Raw genomic sequence first — 16,824 nt, 5'->3', positions numbered from 1 at the left:
CCCTAGGGCTCAGAATACCCGCCGCAGCACGTAGTCGGCAATATCCTGGAGGGCTTGCTTGGCCGCCGAGGGGGGCAGGGAAGCCAAACATTCCACCGCCAGACGGGACTGCTCTGCCGCCAAATCCCGCGATTTCTGGATGCCGTTGCCCTGGTGAATTAGCTCAATGGCCTGGTCAAAGTCTGAAGCCTCGGCAAATTCCCGTTCAATCAGGGTGGCGAGGAAGGGTTGCTCGGCCATGGTGTAGAGCACGGGGGCAGTGAGGTTGCCGCTACGGAGGTCGGAACAGGCGGGTTTGCCCAGCACCTCGTCGGAACTGGTGAAGTCGAGGATGTCGTCCACAATTTGGAAGGCCAGCCCCAGGTGACGACCGTAGGCATAGAGCTGGTTAATGGTGACTTCGGAAATATCGCTGAGCACCCCCGTCGCCTTGGCGCTATTGGCCAGCAATGAGGCTGTTTTGAAATAGCTCTTTTCGAGATAAGCCTCAATGGAAAGGCTGGTATCAAAGCGGTTCAGCCCCTGCTGAATTTCCCCTTCAGCCAAGTCCATAATCACCTGGGACAGCAGTTTTACCACTCGCAGGTTGTCCAGGTTGGCCAGGTACCAAGAGGACTGGGCAAAGAGAAAATCCCCCGCCAGCACCGCAATGCGATTGCCAAACCGACTGTGGACGGTAGGCACCCCCCGCCGCACGCTAGACTCGTCCACCACGTCATCGTGTACTAGGCTGGCGGTGTGGATCATCTCGGTGATCTCGGCCAGTCGTCGATGTTTCGGCGTAATCTCCTGATTGGCCATGGTGGCTTTAGCCAACAGCAGCACAATGGCCGGACGAAGACGCTTGCCCCCGGCCCCAAAGAGATGTTCAGCGGCGGCGGACAGAATCGGATGCCGTGCCCCCACCAACCCCTTGAGGTTGTGGGTGAGGAGGTCAAGATCGGTCTCAACCGGCGCGAAAAGGGAGGTTACTGAAGTCATGGACAGCCGAGGGAGGCGAATATAGTTACGTTTTTTAACATAGTCTACCGTTATTTTAAGCTAACCCCTGGAGATGTGGTGGGATTGCGCCTCGATTTTAGTGGAGGCAATTTTGCCCAGATTCGGGGGTTATTCCCTAAAGTCCGTCAAAATGGGAAAAAAGCACGATCCGTGGAGAGTTCCACCCCTCAATTTAGGCCATATCTAATGGGATATCCAACCCTGATCAATACCTGGCATCGAATTCCTCAATGTCGCTCCCAGTGAGGGAATCGCGTGTTAGGATACAAAGTAAGACTTTTCCAAAGTAAGCGGCTTAGGTTTCTTATTTTTCCATTGTCGTCAACCTGATATTGGGTAGCTTTTGGGTGTTTCAGCCACGGGTTGCCAGCGTTGCGATCTAAGTGCTCGTCGGTCTCAGCCGTATTTGCGGCAGTGCAGACTGTCCTTAGGTTGTCAGGTGTTTCATGCGATGGATAAATGCCGCTACAACTCATAGGTGCTATGCGCTCAAGGGAGCCTGAGGTCTGGCGTTCATTGCCAAGACCCTGAGGCTGATTTTGGGCAACCCTGTGATCATTGCTATCTTCGCAGGCTGATTTTTCGATGCAGAGAAATCGGTAAGTTCTGGGCGTTGCAATAACGGTGATAACGGGCCATAGGTGACCTCCCTGAGTTGAGTTCTGTGCTGTTGCTTAGCTCCTCCCTATTTCACTCATCCGTTGTGACTGTCATCGCCGTGAATACCACTACTTTGATGATTCCCGTTCTGGCCGTAGCCTATTTGCTCTTGGTGTATGGTGTGCTGCTGTGGTGGTCTAGGCGTTCAACCGGATCGAGTCGCACCTAGGTTCCGTAGATCGCCCAATCCCTGCCTGTAGATCGCCAAGTCTCCGCAGCCTGAAATTTTCCTGGCAGCGGTTTCTAGTGGCTAGGCGGCGGTGGAGCGTCATCTTCCCAGAGTTCTGTGGCATCCACATCAATAATGGGTGGGGGCGTTTTCTGCCGCGTTTGGGGTGGGGTAGGCAGACCAGCGGTGACATCGGAAACCGTTTCCCGAATCTGGTGGCGCAGGTGGCGGGTGCGCTTTTTCACATCTCCTAGCCAATGCCCTAGGCGCTGCTGGGCCTCCGATTGCAGACGGTGCCCTTGTTCCTGCCACTGCTCGGACAGTTGGGCGCGGGCTTGGCGGGTTTTATCGAGGGTGGCGTCCCAGGTTTGTTTAGGGTCGGGGAGGTGATCCATCACCTGATCGAGGGGCAGTGCCTCTAGGGGAGATCGGGACGTGGCGGCATGGGGTGACACAGGATCGCCTAAACGGTTGGCTTGGGCGAGGGCGGTGTGGGCCACCATCATACGGCGACGGCCCAGACTGATCACGGATTCCGGCGGGATGGCATAGAGACCGGGGGCTAAGTCCTGAGGGGCCGTGGTGCTGAAGTGGTATTGCAGAATGGCCCCATCGCTGGGGGAAAACCGATAGTCGATCAGGTGCCCCAGGCGATCTCCGTGGTCAGACCACACTTCGACCTCGCCGAGGGCTATCCCGTCCTCTAGGGCGGTGTCTTCTGGATCGGGTGTTTGCGGGATAGATCCCCTCAGCACCAGGCCATCGTGACCAATCGACAGCACCCGAACCCACGGGAATCGAGTACTGCGACGGCCCAACCCACCCCCACAGCCCACCCCAATCACCCGATGACGGCGCGGATCGACCCAGACCTCGGTGATCGGGCCGAGGGAGTCCGCTGTATCAAGATCGATGGGCACTAGGCGCAGAAGGTCGCCCTTGAGCAGGTCTGGAGGAAACGTCGCATCGGTCGGCATGGTGTGACCACACTCCTAGCTAGGGTTGGGCGATGGGGTTGGGTAACTGGGTTAAGCCTTCTCCAATTGGTCGAGCCGCAGCCAGATGTTGGGGGTGGGCACATGGCCAAACTTGACGAGGGCATAGTCGTCGTTGATGTCCACAATTTCCCCTTTGGTTTCAAACAGGTAGGGGGGAAGGCGAGGATCGCTGGCCTGGATTTCGAGACTGTTTTCCAGTTTGTCTCGCAGGGCTTTGACTAAATCACCGCGTTTAAGAGTGGCTGCCATGGTCTGTCCTGGATGGTTCTGAATAATGAGTGTAATCGGTGTCATCGACGCAATCGACGCAGTCGGCGCAATCAGTGCGCTACCTGATTGTATCGCCTCTACCGCTGGCATTGGGGGCAGTAGTGGGCCGACCGTCCGGCTAGTTTGATGCGCTGGATGGGGGTTTGGCAGCGGCGGCAGGGTTGTCCTTCTCGGTCGTAGACCCAGGCAACGCCGCCGTAGTTGCCGTTGACGCCGTAGATATCGCGGTAGTCGCTGAAGGTGGTGCCGCCGGATTCGATGCTGGTGGTGAGCACGTCTAGGATGGCTTGGTGCAGTTGGGCAAGGCGGCGGGGGCCAGTTTGGCAAGAGAGCACGGTGGGGCGCAGACCGCTGAGGAACAGAGCTTCGTCGGCGTAGATGTTGCCGATGCCCGCCACCAGGGATTGATCCAACAGGGCGTTTTTGATCGGGCGGCGGCTGTGGGCAAGGCGTTGCTTGAGGTAGGTGGGGGAAAAAGTTTCGTCAAAGGGTTCTGGCCCCAGGGCTTGCAGTCCGGTGATGATCGACGCGGGCTCCTGGTCGGGCGGCACCCACCACAGACGGCCAAAGGTACGTTGGTCGATGTAGCGCAGTTCGTGGTGATCGGCTAAAAAAAACCGCACTCGACAATGGGTGGGCACGGGTTCCATCGGATCGACCCAGAGCAATTGTCCGGTCATCCGCAGATGCACCCCCAGGTAGCCCGCTGCTTTGCCATCGTTCTGAGCCAACTGCCCTAGTAAATACTTGCCCCGCCGCTGCCAATCGGTGAGATGGGTGTTGACCAGTCCGGCCCAAAATGCCTCTGGGCGGTCGGGATAGGCGAGGGTGCGGGCCAACAACACATCACCCCTTACGATAGACCGATGCAGGGTAACGCGATTCAGCCCCCGGCGAACGGTTTCAACTTCCGGCAGTTCGGGCACAGGATTCTCCAGCAGACAAGGTTTAACCAGGTTGATCCTAACCCTAGGCTCCATCCAAATTCCACCCTCCTGCCCCAACCCCGCAGGGGCAAGGGTTCCCCATCGGCTCGCCTTCAGGTTGCCCCTCTCAAAAACAACACCCCTACAGCGTTAGCTCAGCCCCACCGAGACCATCGGCCAAGGGTGGGATAGAGCGTGGGCTGCAAGGGTGATGGGGTAATCGTGAGCGTGGGACGCCATCCGGGGATAAGCTTACTTACCCTTGGGCGCTTCCACTTCTTCCAGTTCAGAGAGTGCAAAGTTGTTAGTGTTGATGCCAGAGTAGTTCACCTTGCTAAAGCGAACCACGGCGGGATACTTGATGCCGCTTTGGTCAATGGTGGCCACGGTACCCACATCCCGATACCAGTAGGACTCTTTGCGGAGAATCCGAACCTTAGAACCGCGTTGAACCATAAATAATGCCCTCTTGAAAACCAAGTATTTATGACAATCTATTAAGGTTCAAACCCTTGACTGGTCTTGGTCTACCGACAAGAACCGAGCGAGAACCTCAATAGGGTTGACTTCCACGTTCAACAGATTACTACGACTGCACAGTTCCCGTGGGACAGCGGGGTTTAAGTTTTGTTGCAGCATCAAGGTTTGGATCCCTAGGTCGTCGCAGCGGGTGGCCAATCCCATGCATCCGGGGTGATCTGACTAGGGTTTGCCCCATGTGAGGGGTGGGCGGGGGCGGGGGCCATCCGGGGGCTAAGTCTGGCAGGTCGCGATAAGTTTTGTGTCAGATGGGGGATGACCTGGGGACGGGCAAGGGGCTGGGATCGCCAAATACCCCTCACTCTGAGGCATTGGTCGGAATGGGAGATTGGGCGTTAGCATCAATAATGATTAAAACCCCTGTTAATTCTGGCCCTGCGTGGGCACATTACTTATAGCAGTGAGAACCGTCCTTCAAGGCTGGATAGATCATGGTTATGACCCCAGAGACCGCCCACCGTCTGCACCAAAAATTTCCGAAGAAGCATAACCACTATGCGCTCAAGGATTTTTTCCAGTTCAATCCCGATCAAGGCACCATCACAGACTGGAACGACACCCGCAATGTCTTGACCAGTGAAGACTTCATCATTGGTCTGTTGGAGGGGCTTCAGGAGGAAGTGGGAGATGCCTCCGCCGCCATCATGTATACCGTGGGCCTGGAGTGGGGTAAGTTGGACTCCCTGCACTTTGAGCGCTGGTTTGAGAAGGAATTTTCCATGAGCCCCCGGCGAGCCAACCTGATGTTCCTGCTAGAAACCTGGTGGTGGCCCTTCATTTCCCAAGGCTGGGGCCGCTGGGAGGTAGACATGAGCGACCGTAAGCAGGGCTTTATGTTCATCAACCTGTTCGATTCGGCGGTGGCCCGTACCCTAGGAGATGTGGGTAAGCCCGTCTGCCATATCTATGCGGGGCTGTTTGCCGGATTTTTCACCGAAATGGTGCGCAAACAACTGAGTTGCATCGAGATTCAGTGCTATTCCATGGGCGAAACCTACTGCAAATTCCTGCTGGGGGGCCGCGAACGCATTGACGCCGCCGCCTTCTGGATGAACGAAGGGGCCAACGCCCGCGACATTGAGAAGCGCCTACGGGCCGGGGAAGGTGGCGCATGATTTCCGCGACCCTAACCGCCACCAATGGCCACAATAGCCCCCACCCCTGGATGAAGGAAACCGTCCAAGCCTTCTTTGAAGGGGTGAACTGGAACGGCATGATCACCCACCGGGCCGATAGCACTAGCGGCACGGCCAGTTCTGGGCTGGGGGGCGACTCGCCTCTGAGAATGACCGTCGGCCAGTTCTTCGAGATGATGTCCTGGGAGGGCAAGCCCACCATCGGCGTGCCCATTGCCCCCATGGAGGCTCCGGCCCCCACCACCGACACCCCCAGTGACGATCTCACCTTAGACGATTTCTCTAGCTTGTTTGGCTAGATCCATGGCCCGCATCGGCCCCCTTAGTCCCTAGTCTTCTGCCCTGCACGCCTCATTCACGCCTCGCCTCATTCACGCCTCATTGAAGGATCGGACCATGACGTTCAAACTCGACAGCCTGTTTGAAAGCGCTGAGAAACCCTACCTCGATGCCAACGCCCTGACGATGTTGAGCCAGTACGTGAGCTCAATCCCGGAGCGCATTGCGGTGTATCGCATCCTGCGCGATCAGGAAATCGCCATTATGCAGCCCATTGCCGACGCCCTTCAGCAGCGCACCCAGGAACCGGAGGCCAAGGTGGAACGCAGTGTGCGCCATGGCCTGATGGCATTGCGCTACGTGGCCATGGCCATGCTGCTCGACGACAGCGCCTTTGTGGAAGGACGGTTGCAGGGGTGGCTACCGGAGATGGTGCAGGCCCACGAAACCCAGGCTCTCGATCAGCAATTGTTTCAACTGCTGGAACAACAACTGGCCAAGGTGCTGACCCCGGCCCAGATGAACTTGCTGAAACCAGGGATGACCAAGGCTCGCGATTTGATGCTGGGCCATGCCTCCTCGGCCCCAGTGCCAGCGGCGGCGGTGCCAGAACTCGATCCCCTGGCGGGGTTGCTCTAGGCTCCCTGGGCCGTTTGCTCTGGTCTCCCCTGGGAGTCAGGCTGGTCTGAACCCGTCCCCCCATCCCCGTCCACCATACCTGTGAGGGAATCAATCCTATGGTCTCCGTTGCCGATCTACTTGTTGATGGTCGCCTACCGGGCAACTACTTTGCCCAGGATCTCTATGTGCGCGGATCTACTGAGCTAGGCTTGCTGGAAAACCGCCGGGGGGATCGCCTCCTCGCCATTCCAGAACCGCTGCTGCAAGCCATCTATGCCGGACTGGAAAAGGAAACGGGCCAAGCCTCAAAGCTGGTGCTGTACAACTGTGGTCGCTGGTGGGGCAAGAACTTCTATGCCCGCTTCTGCGAAGAACTGGCCGACTACTACAGCCAACCCCTCGCCAACCTCTCTATGGCTGAGTTTCTGCAATCCCTTCAGCAGTGCTGGAAGACCCACGGCTGGGGCCAAATTCAGCTTGATATTACCTACCGCGATCAGGGGTTTCTGAGTATTGAGATTACCCACTCCCCCTTTACCGCCGCCGCCCCCGCCAGCCAAACCCCCTCCGCCGATCTGGATCGGGGCATTTTAGAAATTTTCTTTAGCCAACTGACCGGGCGCGAGCTGACCTGTGTGCAAACGAGCTGCACCACCCGAGGCGATGATGCCAACCGCTTTGTGCTGGGGCTAGGAAAGCGCCTACAACCCGCCGCCGCCCTGGTGGCCAATGGGCAATCCCACCAAAGTATTATGCAAGCCTTAGTGCAGCAGGGCTGAGAATCGCGTGGCTATGACCCGCCCCATCCGACGATCCCACTATCGACTGCTTGGGCTGGTGGGCCACGGGCAGTTTGGTCAGGTTTATTGCGCCATCCACCGCACAACGGGTGAGATGGTGGCTCTCAAGTATCTGCATAAGGATCGGTTCCCAACCCACAAGTTTCTGCGGGAACTACGGTTTTTGCTGAGCCTAGAGCATCCCAATATCGTTACCTGCCAAGCCCTAGAGCATTCCGCCAATGGGCGCTACCTGGTGATGGACTACTGCGAGGGGGGCACCCTGCGATCCATCCTGGAGAGCGACATTGTGCTGTCTTGGGAGGAGATGCTGGGCTTGGTGCTGGATATTCTATCGGGGCTGGCCCACGCCCACCAGCAGGGCATTGTGCACTGTGATATCAAGCCCGAAAACATTCTACTCACCCTCACCCCACGGGGCTGGGTGGCGCGAATTTCTGATTTTGGCATCGCCCGCCTCAGCCAGGAGGTGAATGAGTCGCAAATGGGCCATTCCGGATCGCCCGCCTACATGGCCCCAGAGCGCTTCTACAACCAGCACCCCCTCACCTCCGACCTCTATGCCGTGGGGGTTATCCTCTACGAAATGCTGCTGGGCAAACGCCCCTTTTCAGGTACGCCCATGGAGTTGATGGTGGCCCATATGAACCAAGTCCCCGACATTCCTGAGGATTTGCCTGCCCCGATTCGGGCGGTGGTGGCCCAATCGCTCCAAAAGCTGGCCCCCAAACGCTACCAAAGTGCCCAGGCCATGCGCCAAGCCATTGGGCAAGTCTACCAAGCCTGCCAAACGGGGCAAATTGCGGCCATGCCCCTGGGGGGAAAGGTGCTGCCCGATGCGGTGCCCGCCCCCGATCTGCCCTGGGTGGCCATGCCCCATCCCATCACGGTGATGGGGTTGACCTCCCTGCCCGTTCCCGATCCTCAACCCCCAACCCCGGACGATACGTCCACGACCCAGCCCCGCCTGCTGATCACCGCCCACCAGGATCACGTTTGGTTTTACCACTGGCCAGAGCAGGGGATTTCTGCCCCCCCTGGCCCCACCCAGGGCTTTACGCTCTCTGGGCCAGTGCAGCGATTTGTCCCCATTCCCCAGGGGGGGATGCTGACCACCCCCACCTCCCTCCACCTCCTCTCCATTTCCCACGGGTTAGGTCGCATCGCCCAGGAAACCCGCCCCATCCAGGTGGCCGTGGCCCCCAACGGGCATTGGTTTGCCACCGTCCAACAGCCCCAGCCCGCCACCGCCGATCTCCTCATCCGCCATCTGCGCAGTCCGTCCCAGGCTCCCGTTAAAATCTCAGCGGCCTGCCGAGTGTCTATCCCCATCGCCGAGGGCCGCATTGTCGCCCTGCAAGCCCTCGATACCCGTCATCTAGGGCTGGTGGTGCAGCAACCGCAAAAGACCTTTGTTTATCTGGTCACTCGGCGGGGGCATTACCTAGGGCCAGTCTCGCTGCCTGTGCCCCTCTATAACCTGGTGCCCACTCGCCGTCCCTACCGCTATTTGGCCCTGGAGGTCGATCAGCCCCAGTCACTGCTTGTGGTCGATCTCAAACCGCTGCGGATGGTGCGCTACCGAGCCGACATCCAACCGCGCTGGATTTTTGAAACCTCCGTGGGCTATGGCCTCCTCGACACCGAGGGGCACCTGTCGCTGATGAACGAGGAAGGGCAAATTATTAACCGGGTCACCGACTTGCCCTGTCCCACGGCCATGGTGCAGCGATCCCCCAGTCAGTTTCTCTGGGCGGTGCCCGATGGCGATCACAGCCGCCTCTACAGCCTAGATTTGGCTCGCCTCGGTCTAGATTTAGTCTTTTAGGGCTACTTTAGGGCGGTGATGGGAAAGGCCATTTCCCCCCTGGAATACCCCGCTTTCTGGCCTGACCCACCGTAGGGGCGAGGTCTCCTCGCCCGCTGATGATACCGGGAATAAACCAGCCGGATTTAGTCTCCCCTCTGCCCCCATACCGGATCTCCCCATGACCGATCCCTCCCTGTTCCCCGATGCCGACGACGCTACCCATGGGTCTCGCCCTCCCACCCCCCTAGCGGATCGCCTGCCCAAAGGCCCGGAAAACCCAGAACAGCCTTCCACGGAAGCCCCCAGCCCCGGCATGAAGCGCGACCTTCAGCGGGCCTTCCTCATTTTGCTGGGCACGGGCCTGATCATCGGTGCCCTCACGGCCACGGGCGTGGTGTGGGTGATGCACCATTTCAACCTGATCGGTGTTCCCGAACAACCCGCCCCTTAGTAGGGTTTGGGCTCAGGCACCGCACCCCTGCGGGGGAATCCGTAGCCCAGGCTACTCATTTCTCCGCATACAGCCTCTATATCTAGAACCAGATTTAGATTAGGTTAAGGTTTTTAGTCACGTTTTGGTAACGGAGATCGTTGAACAATGACCCCATTTCGCCCCCTTCTGGGTTCGCTTTTGCTGGCCGCTTCTCTGACCTTGGCTGCCTGTGCAGGCACCCCAGAGGCGACAACCACCGATACCGCAGAGACCACCACCGAAGCCGCCGCGCCCAGCACCGAAGACCTCACCCCGGTTAAGTTCACCCTGTCTTGGCTGTTTCAGGGGGTGGATGCGCCCCTCGCCATTGCCCTAGAGAAGGGATATTTTGCCGAAGAAGGCCTTGATGTCACCTTCGAGCGCGGCTTTGGTTCCGCCGATTCGATCACCAAAGTTGCCGCCGGACAGTACGATATCGGCGAAGGGGATATGTACTCGATGATGGAATTCAACGAGAAAAACCCCGATCAACAACTGGTGGCGGTAGCGATTAAGTTCAACCGTTCCCCCTTTGTGATTGTCACCAAGGCCGATTCTGAGTTCAGCGAACCCGCCAAGCTGGGTGGGGCTAATCTGGCGGCTCCGGCGGGGGATGGGCCACGGCGACTGTGGCCCGTGCTGGCTAAGGAAGTAGGCGCAGAGGCCGACAGCGTGACCTGGACGAATGTGGAACCCCAACTGCGGGAAAGTATGCTGGCCCAAAATAACGCAGATGGCATCTCCTGCTTCTCCATCTCCTGCCTGCCTGTGCTGAACCAGAAGCTAGGTCTGCCCCAGGAAGACCTCAATGTGTTCTACTACAACGACCATGGCCTAGACCTCTATGGCAACGCCCTAATTGTGCGTAAGGAGTTCTTGGAAGCCAACCCGGAGGTGGTGCGGGGCTTTGTGGCTGCCTACATCAAAGGCTTAAAGGACACCCTGGCTGACCCCGAAGCCGCCTTGGCCGTGGTGACTGAGTACGCCGATGACGAACTCTTTGACACCACCATCGAGGCTGAGCGGATGCAGATTGCCATAGAGCGCCTGTTCACCGGGCCAGAAACCGCCACCATTGGCCTCGGTGGCGTAGATCCAGAGCGTCTAGAAGCCACCATTGCCCAGGTCACGGAGGGCTTTGGCCTTACCACCACGCCCAGCGTTGAGGCCGTGTTTGACCCCAGCTTCCTGCCTCCCCAAGCGGATCGGATGCCCTAGGAGGAGCCCTCGCCCCTCCGGTTTGTTCGGTAGGTCATCGGAAGTTGCCAACTCGAATTTGGCATGGCCCTACTGAGGATTCGTCTAATCGTTAGAGGATGCCTGATCAAAGCCCTGGCCTGAAGGTTCGGGGCTTTTTTGTCCATCAAGGGCTTGCTGGATCGAGGTGGCAAAGGTTTCAATCTGCGCAAGTTTGGTCAACATCTGCCGCTGCCGCTGCTGGCGAGTGATAGGCTGGCGGGCGGTTTGCAAAAAGGCCACATCCATGGCTACCAACCGAAGGGTGCGGTTCATCTCTGTGATCAGGGGCTGAAGGGCGGGATGGCTGTCGGTGGCTAGGGGCAAGATCTGCTGCTGAAACCATTGCTGAACCGTCAGGAATCTCCCCTGCAACTCCCTCACATCGGGGTTTGTCCCCTGGCAGAGGGCGATCAAGACAGAGAGGTACGCCTGGAAGGTCTGACTGGGTGAAGGCATTGATATAGGACTGGAGATCACCGTAAAATCATAGAATATTTATGACATATGCCAATAATTTGATAGAATCAGCTCTATAGAAAAGTCCGTTGGCCCACCAGGGAGGCAGAACGTTGATCCATGCCACGCTACACCAGCTCAAAGTGTTTGAAGCCACGGCCCGCCACGGCAGCTTTACCCGCGCTGCGGAAGAACTCTACCTCACCCAGCCCACGGTTTCTATCCAGGTAAAGCAGCTCACCAAGGCGGTAGGTCTGCCCCTCTTTGAGCAAATCGGCAAACGCCTCTATCTCACCCAAGCGGGCCAAAAACTGTTAGAAACCTGCCAAGAAATCTTTAGTGGCCTCGATCAATTTGAGATGGCCATCTCAGACCTGAAGGGGCTGAAACAGGGCCAACTCCGCCTCGCTGTGATCACCACTGCGAAATACTTTGTGCCCCGGCTGCTGGGGCCATTCTGCCAACGCTTCCCCGGCATTGATATTTCCCTCAAGGTGACCAACCACCAAAATATCCAGGAGCGCATGGCCAACAACGACGATGATCTCTACATCATCAGTTCGCCGCCAGAGCAGCCCGACTTGAACATTCATCCCTTTTTAGAAAATCCCCTGGTGGTGATTGGGCCAAAGGACCATCCCCTGGCGGGCAAAACCAAGGTGCCCATCCAAGCCCTCAATGGCGAACAGTTCATCATGCGAGAACCCGGTTCGGGCACCCGCCACGCCGTACAAAAACTCTTCGCCGAGCATGATGTCGGTGTAAAAGTGCGCCTGGAGCTGGGCAGCAATGAAGCCATTAAACAGGCCATTGCCGGAGGATTAGGGGTATCTGTGCTGTCCCTCCACACGATCATTTCCGAGGGCACTAACGGCGAATTCGCCATCCTTGATATCGAGCATTTCCCCATCGAGCGCCATTGGTATGTGGCCAGTTTGGCGGGTAAGCAACTGTCCGTGGTTTCCCAAGCCTTTTTGACCTACCTCCTCGAAGAAAGCCACGCCATGGTGGAAAAATGCCTCCCCGGTATTAGCCACTATTCGGCCCAACTCGCCACCGCCTCAGGGGTCATCAACCCCGCCAACGGTGGGGCCGCGACCCCCGAAAAGCTAACGGTTAAGGGCTAAGGAATCTGCTAAGACCTTGGGAATTCGCGTTCCTAATCGGTCAGTCAACCCATCAGTAGCGCAGCATACGGCCCCCAATATCGTTGCATTGGCTACAGTGACGGGATCAGCCCCGGTGGAAGATGAAGGCTGTCGTTTCGAGGTCAAAGGCATGAGCGGACTGGGTGGTCTCAACAAATCTCCCAATGGGGTGGTGCTGGGGATGGTGCAGTTGCAGTTGCCCACGGTGGTTACGCCGGAAGACCTCGCGGCCCAAACCCAGCGGATTTGCGAGATGGTCGGCAAAGCCCGCCGCAATATGCCCTCCATGGATTTGGTGGTGTTCCCGGAATATTCCCTGCATGGGCTTTCCATGGACACCAACCCAGCGATTATGTGTCGGCTGGATGGCCCAGAGGTCGCCGCTTTTCGCCAAGCCTGCATCGACAACGACATCTGGGGCTGTTTTTCGATTATGGAATACAACCCCGACGGCAACCCCTACAACAGCGGCCTCATCATCGACAACACCGGAGAACTGAAGCTCTACTACCGCAAGCTGCATCCCTGGGTGCCCGTAGAACCCTGGGAACCTGGAAATCTAGGCATCCCCGTCTGCGATGGCCCCAACGGCAGCAAGATTGCGCTGATTATCTGCCACGATGGCATGTTCCCGGAAATGGCGCGGGAATGCGCCTACAAAGGGGCCGAAATCATGATTCGCACCGCAGGCTACACGGCCCCCATTCGCCATTCTTGGCAGATTACCAACCAGGCCAATGCCTTCTGTAACCTGATGGTGACAGCTTCGGTGTGCATGTGCGGCAGCGACGGCAGCTTTGATTCCATGGGCGAAGGCATGATCGTCAACTTTGACGGTGTGCCCCTGGTGATGGGCAGCCACCGCCCCGACGAAATCATCACCGCTGAAGTGCGGCCCGACCTGGTGCGCGAGGCCCGCATCCACTGGGGCGTGGAGAACAACATCTACCAATTTGGCCACCGGGGCTATGTGGCGGTGCAAGGCGGTGCCCAAGACTGCCCCTACACCTACATGCAGGACATGGTAGATGGAGCCTATCGCCTGCCCTGGGAGGATCAGGTGATCCACACCGACGGTACCTCCTGCGGCTTTCCGGTTCCCACCCGTGGGTACAAAGGGGAAGAACTGCCGCCGGAATTGGTGCTCAATTCGGATTGATTGGCATTGCATGGGATGGGCGCGGCAACCGCGCCCCTACCGTCGATAGCGGGGTAGTCAGGTTATGCCTTGGGCGGCTAAGACCTGGTTCCGTCCGGCGTCTTTGGCTTGGTAGAGGGCCGTATCGGCGGCTTTGATCAGGGTTGCGGGGGTGTTGCCGTGGATTGGGAAAGCCGCTACCCCAAAGGAAGCCGTGAGCATTCCCAGGCTTTGGCCCCGGTGGTGGGGATTCAACTGGCTGAGGACGTGGCGCAGATGCTCAGCACGGGCAACGGTTTCGGCCAGGGTGGCCTCCGGTAGAATCACGGTCATTTCTTCGCCGCCGTAGCGACAGACGATATCGGATTTACGCACATTGTCTCGCAGCAGCTTGGCCACCCATTGCAGGACAAAATCGCCGATATCGTGGCCAAAGGTGTCGTTTAAGCGTTTGAAATGGTCGATATCTAGCATAATTACGCCGATACTGTGGGAGTTGCGCTCGGCCTGTGCCATTTCTTGGGTTAAAGCCTCCTCCAGGTAGCGGCGGTTGTACAGCCCGGTGAGGGGGTCGCGAATGCTCTGGTGCTTCAGGGTTTCCTTCAGCTTGAGGTTCGCAATGGCCATACCTACCTGCTCAGCCAGGGTGCGGGCTAGTTGTTGCTTCGATTCATCCAGGGCGGCGGCGGTTTCGGCAGCGATGTAGAGCAACCCCAAGGTTTCACCCTGGGCCATCATGGGAAGGCAGAAGGTCGCCCCTAGGGCTGCATCGGCAGGAATATGCTGGCAGCGCAGGCTAGCCCGATCTGCCTCCACATGGTGAATTTGGCCTCGCCGCAACCCCCAGCAATGGTGCGGATCAAAGGCTGCTTGGGAAGGCAGAGATGGCCCAAAGCGGCTGATATTCTCTAGGCGATTGTTCGACTCGCGGGTAATGAAAATGCCCCCGGCACAATGGGGAAACAGATCCTCCACCAAATTTGCAATCGTGCCGCAGGCTTCTTCCACCGTGGCCGCCGCCTGAAGAAAGTCGCCAATCTCATTCAGCGTCACCATTTCGGCGTGGCGCTGGGCTAAATCTGCCACCCGATTTTCCAGTTCAGCATTGAGTTGGCAGAGCACCTGTTCCGATTGTTTCAGGGCTGTCACGTTACGAAAGGTCACGGAAAAACCATCCTCTAATTTAACGGCCACCGCCTCAAACCAAGACTCAACGCCATCGTAGTTATAGTAAAACTCTCGCTGGTAGGGTTCTCCGGTTTCCACGGTGCGAACATAGCCATCAAACAACCCTTCCTCACGGTTTCCTGGCATTTCCTCCAGCAGGCGTTTACCGATTAAATAATCCCCGGAACGGCCTACCATATTACAGGCCGCCGGGTTGCTCAGCAGCCATGCAAAGTCAACGATTCTCCCCTGCCAATCACGTACCGAACGGAAGGCCATGATGCCATCCAGAGAACTATTCAGGACACTAGCTAGCTGTATTTCTGATTTTTTTAAGGCCTCCTGAGTGGTCACCAAGGAGGTAATATCGAGGTAGCTACCCACAATTCGAATCATCTGCTCTTGGGCATTTTTAAGATGGATGGCACGAGTCAGAATATGAATAATGGAGCCATTTTTGTGACGATACCGCTGGGTGATAGAAAACTGATCCACTTTGCCATTGTTATAATCCTCTAAAAGTTGCCAGGACGCTTCGCCATCTTCTGGGAGAATCACGGAATTCCACATTTCTAGGGAGTTCTCAAACTCGTGATCGGCATAGCCTAGCATGGCCTTAAACTGAGGTGAAAAATAAATCTTGTTGGTGACTAAATCCCAATCTGAGAACCCCTCCGAAGAAGCCTGAAGGACGAGATCAATTTGTTCCTTGGCAGCTTTCAGGTCAAGCTCAATCTGCCGACTATCCGTGATGTCGCGGGCGATGGTCGAGGTGCCAATCACCCGTCCCTCCCCATCAAAAATGGGCGACAGCGTCATAGACACATCCAGGATGCGACCATCCCGGTGCTGGCGTTGGGTTTCGTAGGGTTCGATGCGCTGCCCTTGGGCCAGGGCTTGGGTAATTTGGGCCTCCTCAGGGCGGCGATCCACCGGAATCAGGCGGTTTACCGATTGGCCAATAATTTCCTGGGCGGTATAGCCGTAGAGCCGCTCCGCCGCCGGATTCCAACTGGTGATGATGCCCGCCAGGGTTTTGCTGAGAATGGCCTCCTGGGAAGAATCCACAATCGCCGCCAGCCGCAGCCGTTCATCGCGGTTTGGCCCCTGCTCTGCCTGGGCCTGGATTGCCAACTGGGCCTTGGCCTCATAGAGTTGCGCCGCTAAACTCGCCTGCTGAACGGCAATGCCGCCATAGAGGGCCATCTGTTGCAGGCCCGCCACGTCCTCCTGGGGCCAGGGCCGAGGGGTCGTGCAGTGATGGGCAATCAACAAGCCCCACAGCCGCGACTCGCACCGCACCGGAATCGCCAAATTTGCCTTCACCTGAAATTCCGCCAAAAACTCGGCGTGGCACGGGGTGAGCTGAGCCTGGGCCACATCGCTGACCGCCCACACCCGCTGATCTGTGTAACCCTTCAGCCAGTCCGCCTCAAAACAGGTGTCCTGCACCACCTGATCCAAAATAGACCACTGCGGATCCCGCACCGCCTCCGCAACCACCCGGCCCGCCATATCCGGCGAAAGCTGATAGACCAAGGTCCGATCACAGTCCAAAAGCCACCGCATCGACTCCAGAATGGTCTGCCAAAGGGTGGGCAAATCGCGAGATTGATGGATCTGTTGGGCCACGGCGGCAATGGCCTGATCCCAACTCCAAGGCCGCATCCGGCTATGGAGATGCTGACCACCCTGCAATTTTTTAGCTCCACCTTGGGTCATTTTAAGTAAATGTCTGTCAAAGGATACTGCTAAGCCTACGCATTTATGCGGATAAGTCTTCATAAACTTTAATTGAATGTAATCAAAAAACTGTGATGGCTAGCTTGCGTAAAATTTACAGCTAGGGGGCGATTACTCTGTAGTGCTTGGCAAGACTCCATAGACAACACTCCGGACAGATTTAGGAGGCTGTGATCCCAGTCTATGCGGCGATAACCCCGTAGTTCAGGAGGGTCTGGTAGTTGGGATGGGATTGAATCAAAGTTGGCTC

Annotated in this window: 16 protein-coding genes; 9 read left to right on the top strand and 7 right to left on the bottom strand. The window is 57.5% G+C overall.

Annotated features, from left to right (window positions below; all coding sequences use genetic code 11):
- Positions 1–9: 9 nt before the first annotated feature.
- The 5 genes from sds to H6G62_RS14045 form a co-directional block, all read right to left on the bottom strand.
- Positions 10–981 carry a solanesyl diphosphate synthase gene (gene sds / locus H6G62_RS14065; protein WP_190496173.1) on the bottom strand — a complete coding sequence of 324 codons (972 nt, stop codon included), beginning with the start codon at positions 979–981 and terminating at the stop codon, positions 10–12.
- 924 nt (positions 982–1,905) lie between these two features.
- Positions 1,906–2,808 carry a hypothetical protein gene (locus H6G62_RS14060; protein ID WP_190496171.1) on the bottom strand — a complete coding sequence of 301 codons (903 nt, stop codon included), beginning with the start codon at positions 2,806–2,808 and terminating at the stop codon, positions 1,906–1,908.
- A gap of 51 nt (positions 2,809–2,859) precedes the next feature.
- Positions 2,860–3,078 carry an NAD(P)H-quinone oxidoreductase subunit O gene (locus H6G62_RS14055; protein ID WP_190496168.1) on the bottom strand — a complete coding sequence of 73 codons (219 nt, stop codon included), beginning with the start codon at positions 3,076–3,078 and terminating at the stop codon, positions 2,860–2,862.
- 98 nt (positions 3,079–3,176) lie between these two features.
- Positions 3,177–4,025, bottom strand: coding sequence for a DNA-formamidopyrimidine glycosylase (locus tag H6G62_RS14050; protein WP_190496167.1), 849 nt, complete (start codon positions 4,023–4,025; stop codon positions 3,177–3,179).
- A 252-nt stretch (positions 4,026–4,277) separates the two neighbouring features.
- On the bottom strand, positions 4,278–4,481 hold the full coding sequence (locus H6G62_RS14045; RefSeq protein WP_190496164.1) for a photosystem I reaction center subunit IV: 204 nt from the start codon (positions 4,479–4,481) through the stop codon (positions 4,278–4,280).
- Positions 4,482–4,996: 515 nt separating this feature from the next.
- Between H6G62_RS14045 and H6G62_RS14040 the strand changes: the two genes are divergently transcribed.
- The 7 genes from H6G62_RS14040 (at position 4,997) to H6G62_RS14010 (ending at position 10,901) form a co-directional block, all read left to right on the top strand.
- A complete protein-coding gene (locus tag H6G62_RS14040) occupies positions 4,997–5,680 on the top strand; it encodes a V4R domain-containing protein (RefSeq protein ID WP_199324977.1) in 684 nt (227 codons plus the stop codon).
- Positions 5,677–6,000: a hypothetical protein gene (locus tag H6G62_RS14035; RefSeq protein WP_190496161.1), complete on the top strand. Its 324-nt coding sequence runs from the start codon at positions 5,677–5,679 to the stop codon at positions 5,998–6,000. Before H6G62_RS14040 ends, H6G62_RS14035 begins: the two co-directional genes overlap by 4 nt.
- Positions 6,001–6,097: 97 nt before the next feature.
- Complete coding sequence (locus H6G62_RS14030) at positions 6,098–6,619, top strand: hypothetical protein (RefSeq protein ID WP_190496160.1); 522 nt, start codon at positions 6,098–6,100, stop codon at positions 6,617–6,619.
- Positions 6,620–6,717: 98 nt separating this feature from the next.
- The gene (locus tag H6G62_RS14025) at positions 6,718–7,380 is read left to right on the top strand and encodes a V4R domain-containing protein (protein WP_190496158.1); all 663 of its coding nucleotides are present in this window, start codon (positions 6,718–6,720) and stop codon (positions 7,378–7,380) included.
- A 13-nt stretch (positions 7,381–7,393) separates the two neighbouring features.
- Positions 7,394–9,229, top strand: a complete 1,836-nt coding sequence (locus H6G62_RS14020) for a serine/threonine-protein kinase (protein WP_190496156.1) — start codon at positions 7,394–7,396, stop codon at positions 9,227–9,229.
- A gap of 160 nt (positions 9,230–9,389) precedes the next feature.
- Positions 9,390–9,662 carry a hypothetical protein gene (locus tag H6G62_RS14015; protein WP_190496154.1) on the top strand — a complete coding sequence of 91 codons (273 nt, stop codon included), beginning with the start codon at positions 9,390–9,392 and terminating at the stop codon, positions 9,660–9,662.
- A 147-nt stretch (positions 9,663–9,809) separates the two neighbouring features.
- Positions 9,810–10,901 carry an ABC transporter substrate-binding protein gene (locus tag H6G62_RS14010; RefSeq protein WP_190496152.1) on the top strand — a complete coding sequence of 364 codons (1,092 nt, stop codon included), beginning with the start codon at positions 9,810–9,812 and terminating at the stop codon, positions 10,899–10,901.
- An 84-nt stretch (positions 10,902–10,985) separates the two neighbouring features.
- On the opposite strand, the gene patD is transcribed toward H6G62_RS14010, so the two are convergent.
- Complete coding sequence (patD, locus tag H6G62_RS14005) at positions 10,986–11,378, bottom strand: heterocyst frequency control protein PatD (RefSeq protein WP_190496150.1); 393 nt, start codon at positions 11,376–11,378, stop codon at positions 10,986–10,988.
- A gap of 113 nt (positions 11,379–11,491) precedes the next feature.
- On the opposite strand from patD, the gene H6G62_RS14000 reads away from it, so the two are divergent.
- Both H6G62_RS14000 and H6G62_RS13995 read left to right on the top strand, forming a co-directional pair.
- Entirely contained in the window at positions 11,492–12,505 is a 1,014-nt protein-coding gene (locus H6G62_RS14000; RefSeq protein WP_190496226.1) for a LysR family transcriptional regulator, read from the top strand.
- 97 nt (positions 12,506–12,602) lie between these two features.
- Complete coding sequence (locus tag H6G62_RS13995; RefSeq protein WP_199324976.1) at positions 12,603–13,685, top strand: formamidase; 1,083 nt, start codon at positions 12,603–12,605, stop codon at positions 13,683–13,685.
- A gap of 57 nt (positions 13,686–13,742) precedes the next feature.
- Here the strand turns inward: H6G62_RS13995 and H6G62_RS13990 are convergent, their stop codons facing one another.
- Positions 13,743–16,553, bottom strand: a complete 2,811-nt coding sequence (locus H6G62_RS13990) for a diguanylate cyclase (RefSeq protein ID WP_190496148.1) — start codon at positions 16,551–16,553, stop codon at positions 13,743–13,745.
- Positions 16,554–16,824: the final 271 nt, after the last annotated feature.

Source organism: Phormidium sp. FACHB-1136, from assembly GCF_014697375.1.
Taxonomy (GTDB): Bacteria; Cyanobacteriota; Cyanobacteriia; order Phormidesmidales; family Phormidesmidaceae; genus Nodosilinea.
This window is presented reverse-complemented; position numbering and strand designations above follow the sequence as displayed.

Bases quoted from the DNA above. Each gene is read 5' to 3' on its own strand.
- patD (WP_190496150.1), bottom strand. From the start codon at position 11,378: ATGCCTTCACCCAGTCAGACCTTCCAGGCGTACCTCTCTGTCTTGATC.
- H6G62_RS13990 (WP_190496148.1), bottom strand. From the start codon at position 16,553: ATGACCCAAGGTGGAGCTAAAAAATTGCAGGGTGGTCAGCATCTCCAT.
- H6G62_RS14025 (WP_190496158.1), top strand. From the start codon at position 6,718: ATGGTCTCCGTTGCCGATCTACTTGTTGATGGTCGCCTACCGGGCAAC.
- H6G62_RS14030 (WP_190496160.1), top strand. From the start codon at position 6,098: ATGACGTTCAAACTCGACAGCCTGTTTGAAAGCGCTGAGAAACCCTAC.
- H6G62_RS14055 (WP_190496168.1), bottom strand. From the start codon at position 3,078: ATGGCAGCCACTCTTAAACGCGGTGATTTAGTCAAAGCCCTGCGAGAC.
- H6G62_RS14040 (WP_199324977.1), top strand. From the start codon at position 4,997: ATGGTTATGACCCCAGAGACCGCCCACCGTCTGCACCAAAAATTTCCG.
- H6G62_RS14015 (WP_190496154.1), top strand. From the start codon at position 9,390: ATGACCGATCCCTCCCTGTTCCCCGATGCCGACGACGCTACCCATGGG.
- H6G62_RS14045 (WP_190496164.1), bottom strand. From the start codon at position 4,481: ATGGTTCAACGCGGTTCTAAGGTTCGGATTCTCCGCAAAGAGTCCTAC.
- sds (WP_190496173.1), bottom strand. From the start codon at position 981: ATGACTTCAGTAACCTCCCTTTTCGCGCCGGTTGAGACCGATCTTGAC.
- H6G62_RS14010 (WP_190496152.1), top strand. From the start codon at position 9,810: ATGACCCCATTTCGCCCCCTTCTGGGTTCGCTTTTGCTGGCCGCTTCT.
- H6G62_RS14020 (WP_190496156.1), top strand. From the start codon at position 7,394: ATGACCCGCCCCATCCGACGATCCCACTATCGACTGCTTGGGCTGGTG.
- H6G62_RS14060 (WP_190496171.1), bottom strand. From the start codon at position 2,808: ATGCCGACCGATGCGACGTTTCCTCCAGACCTGCTCAAGGGCGACCTT.
- H6G62_RS14035 (WP_190496161.1), top strand. From the start codon at position 5,677: ATGATTTCCGCGACCCTAACCGCCACCAATGGCCACAATAGCCCCCAC.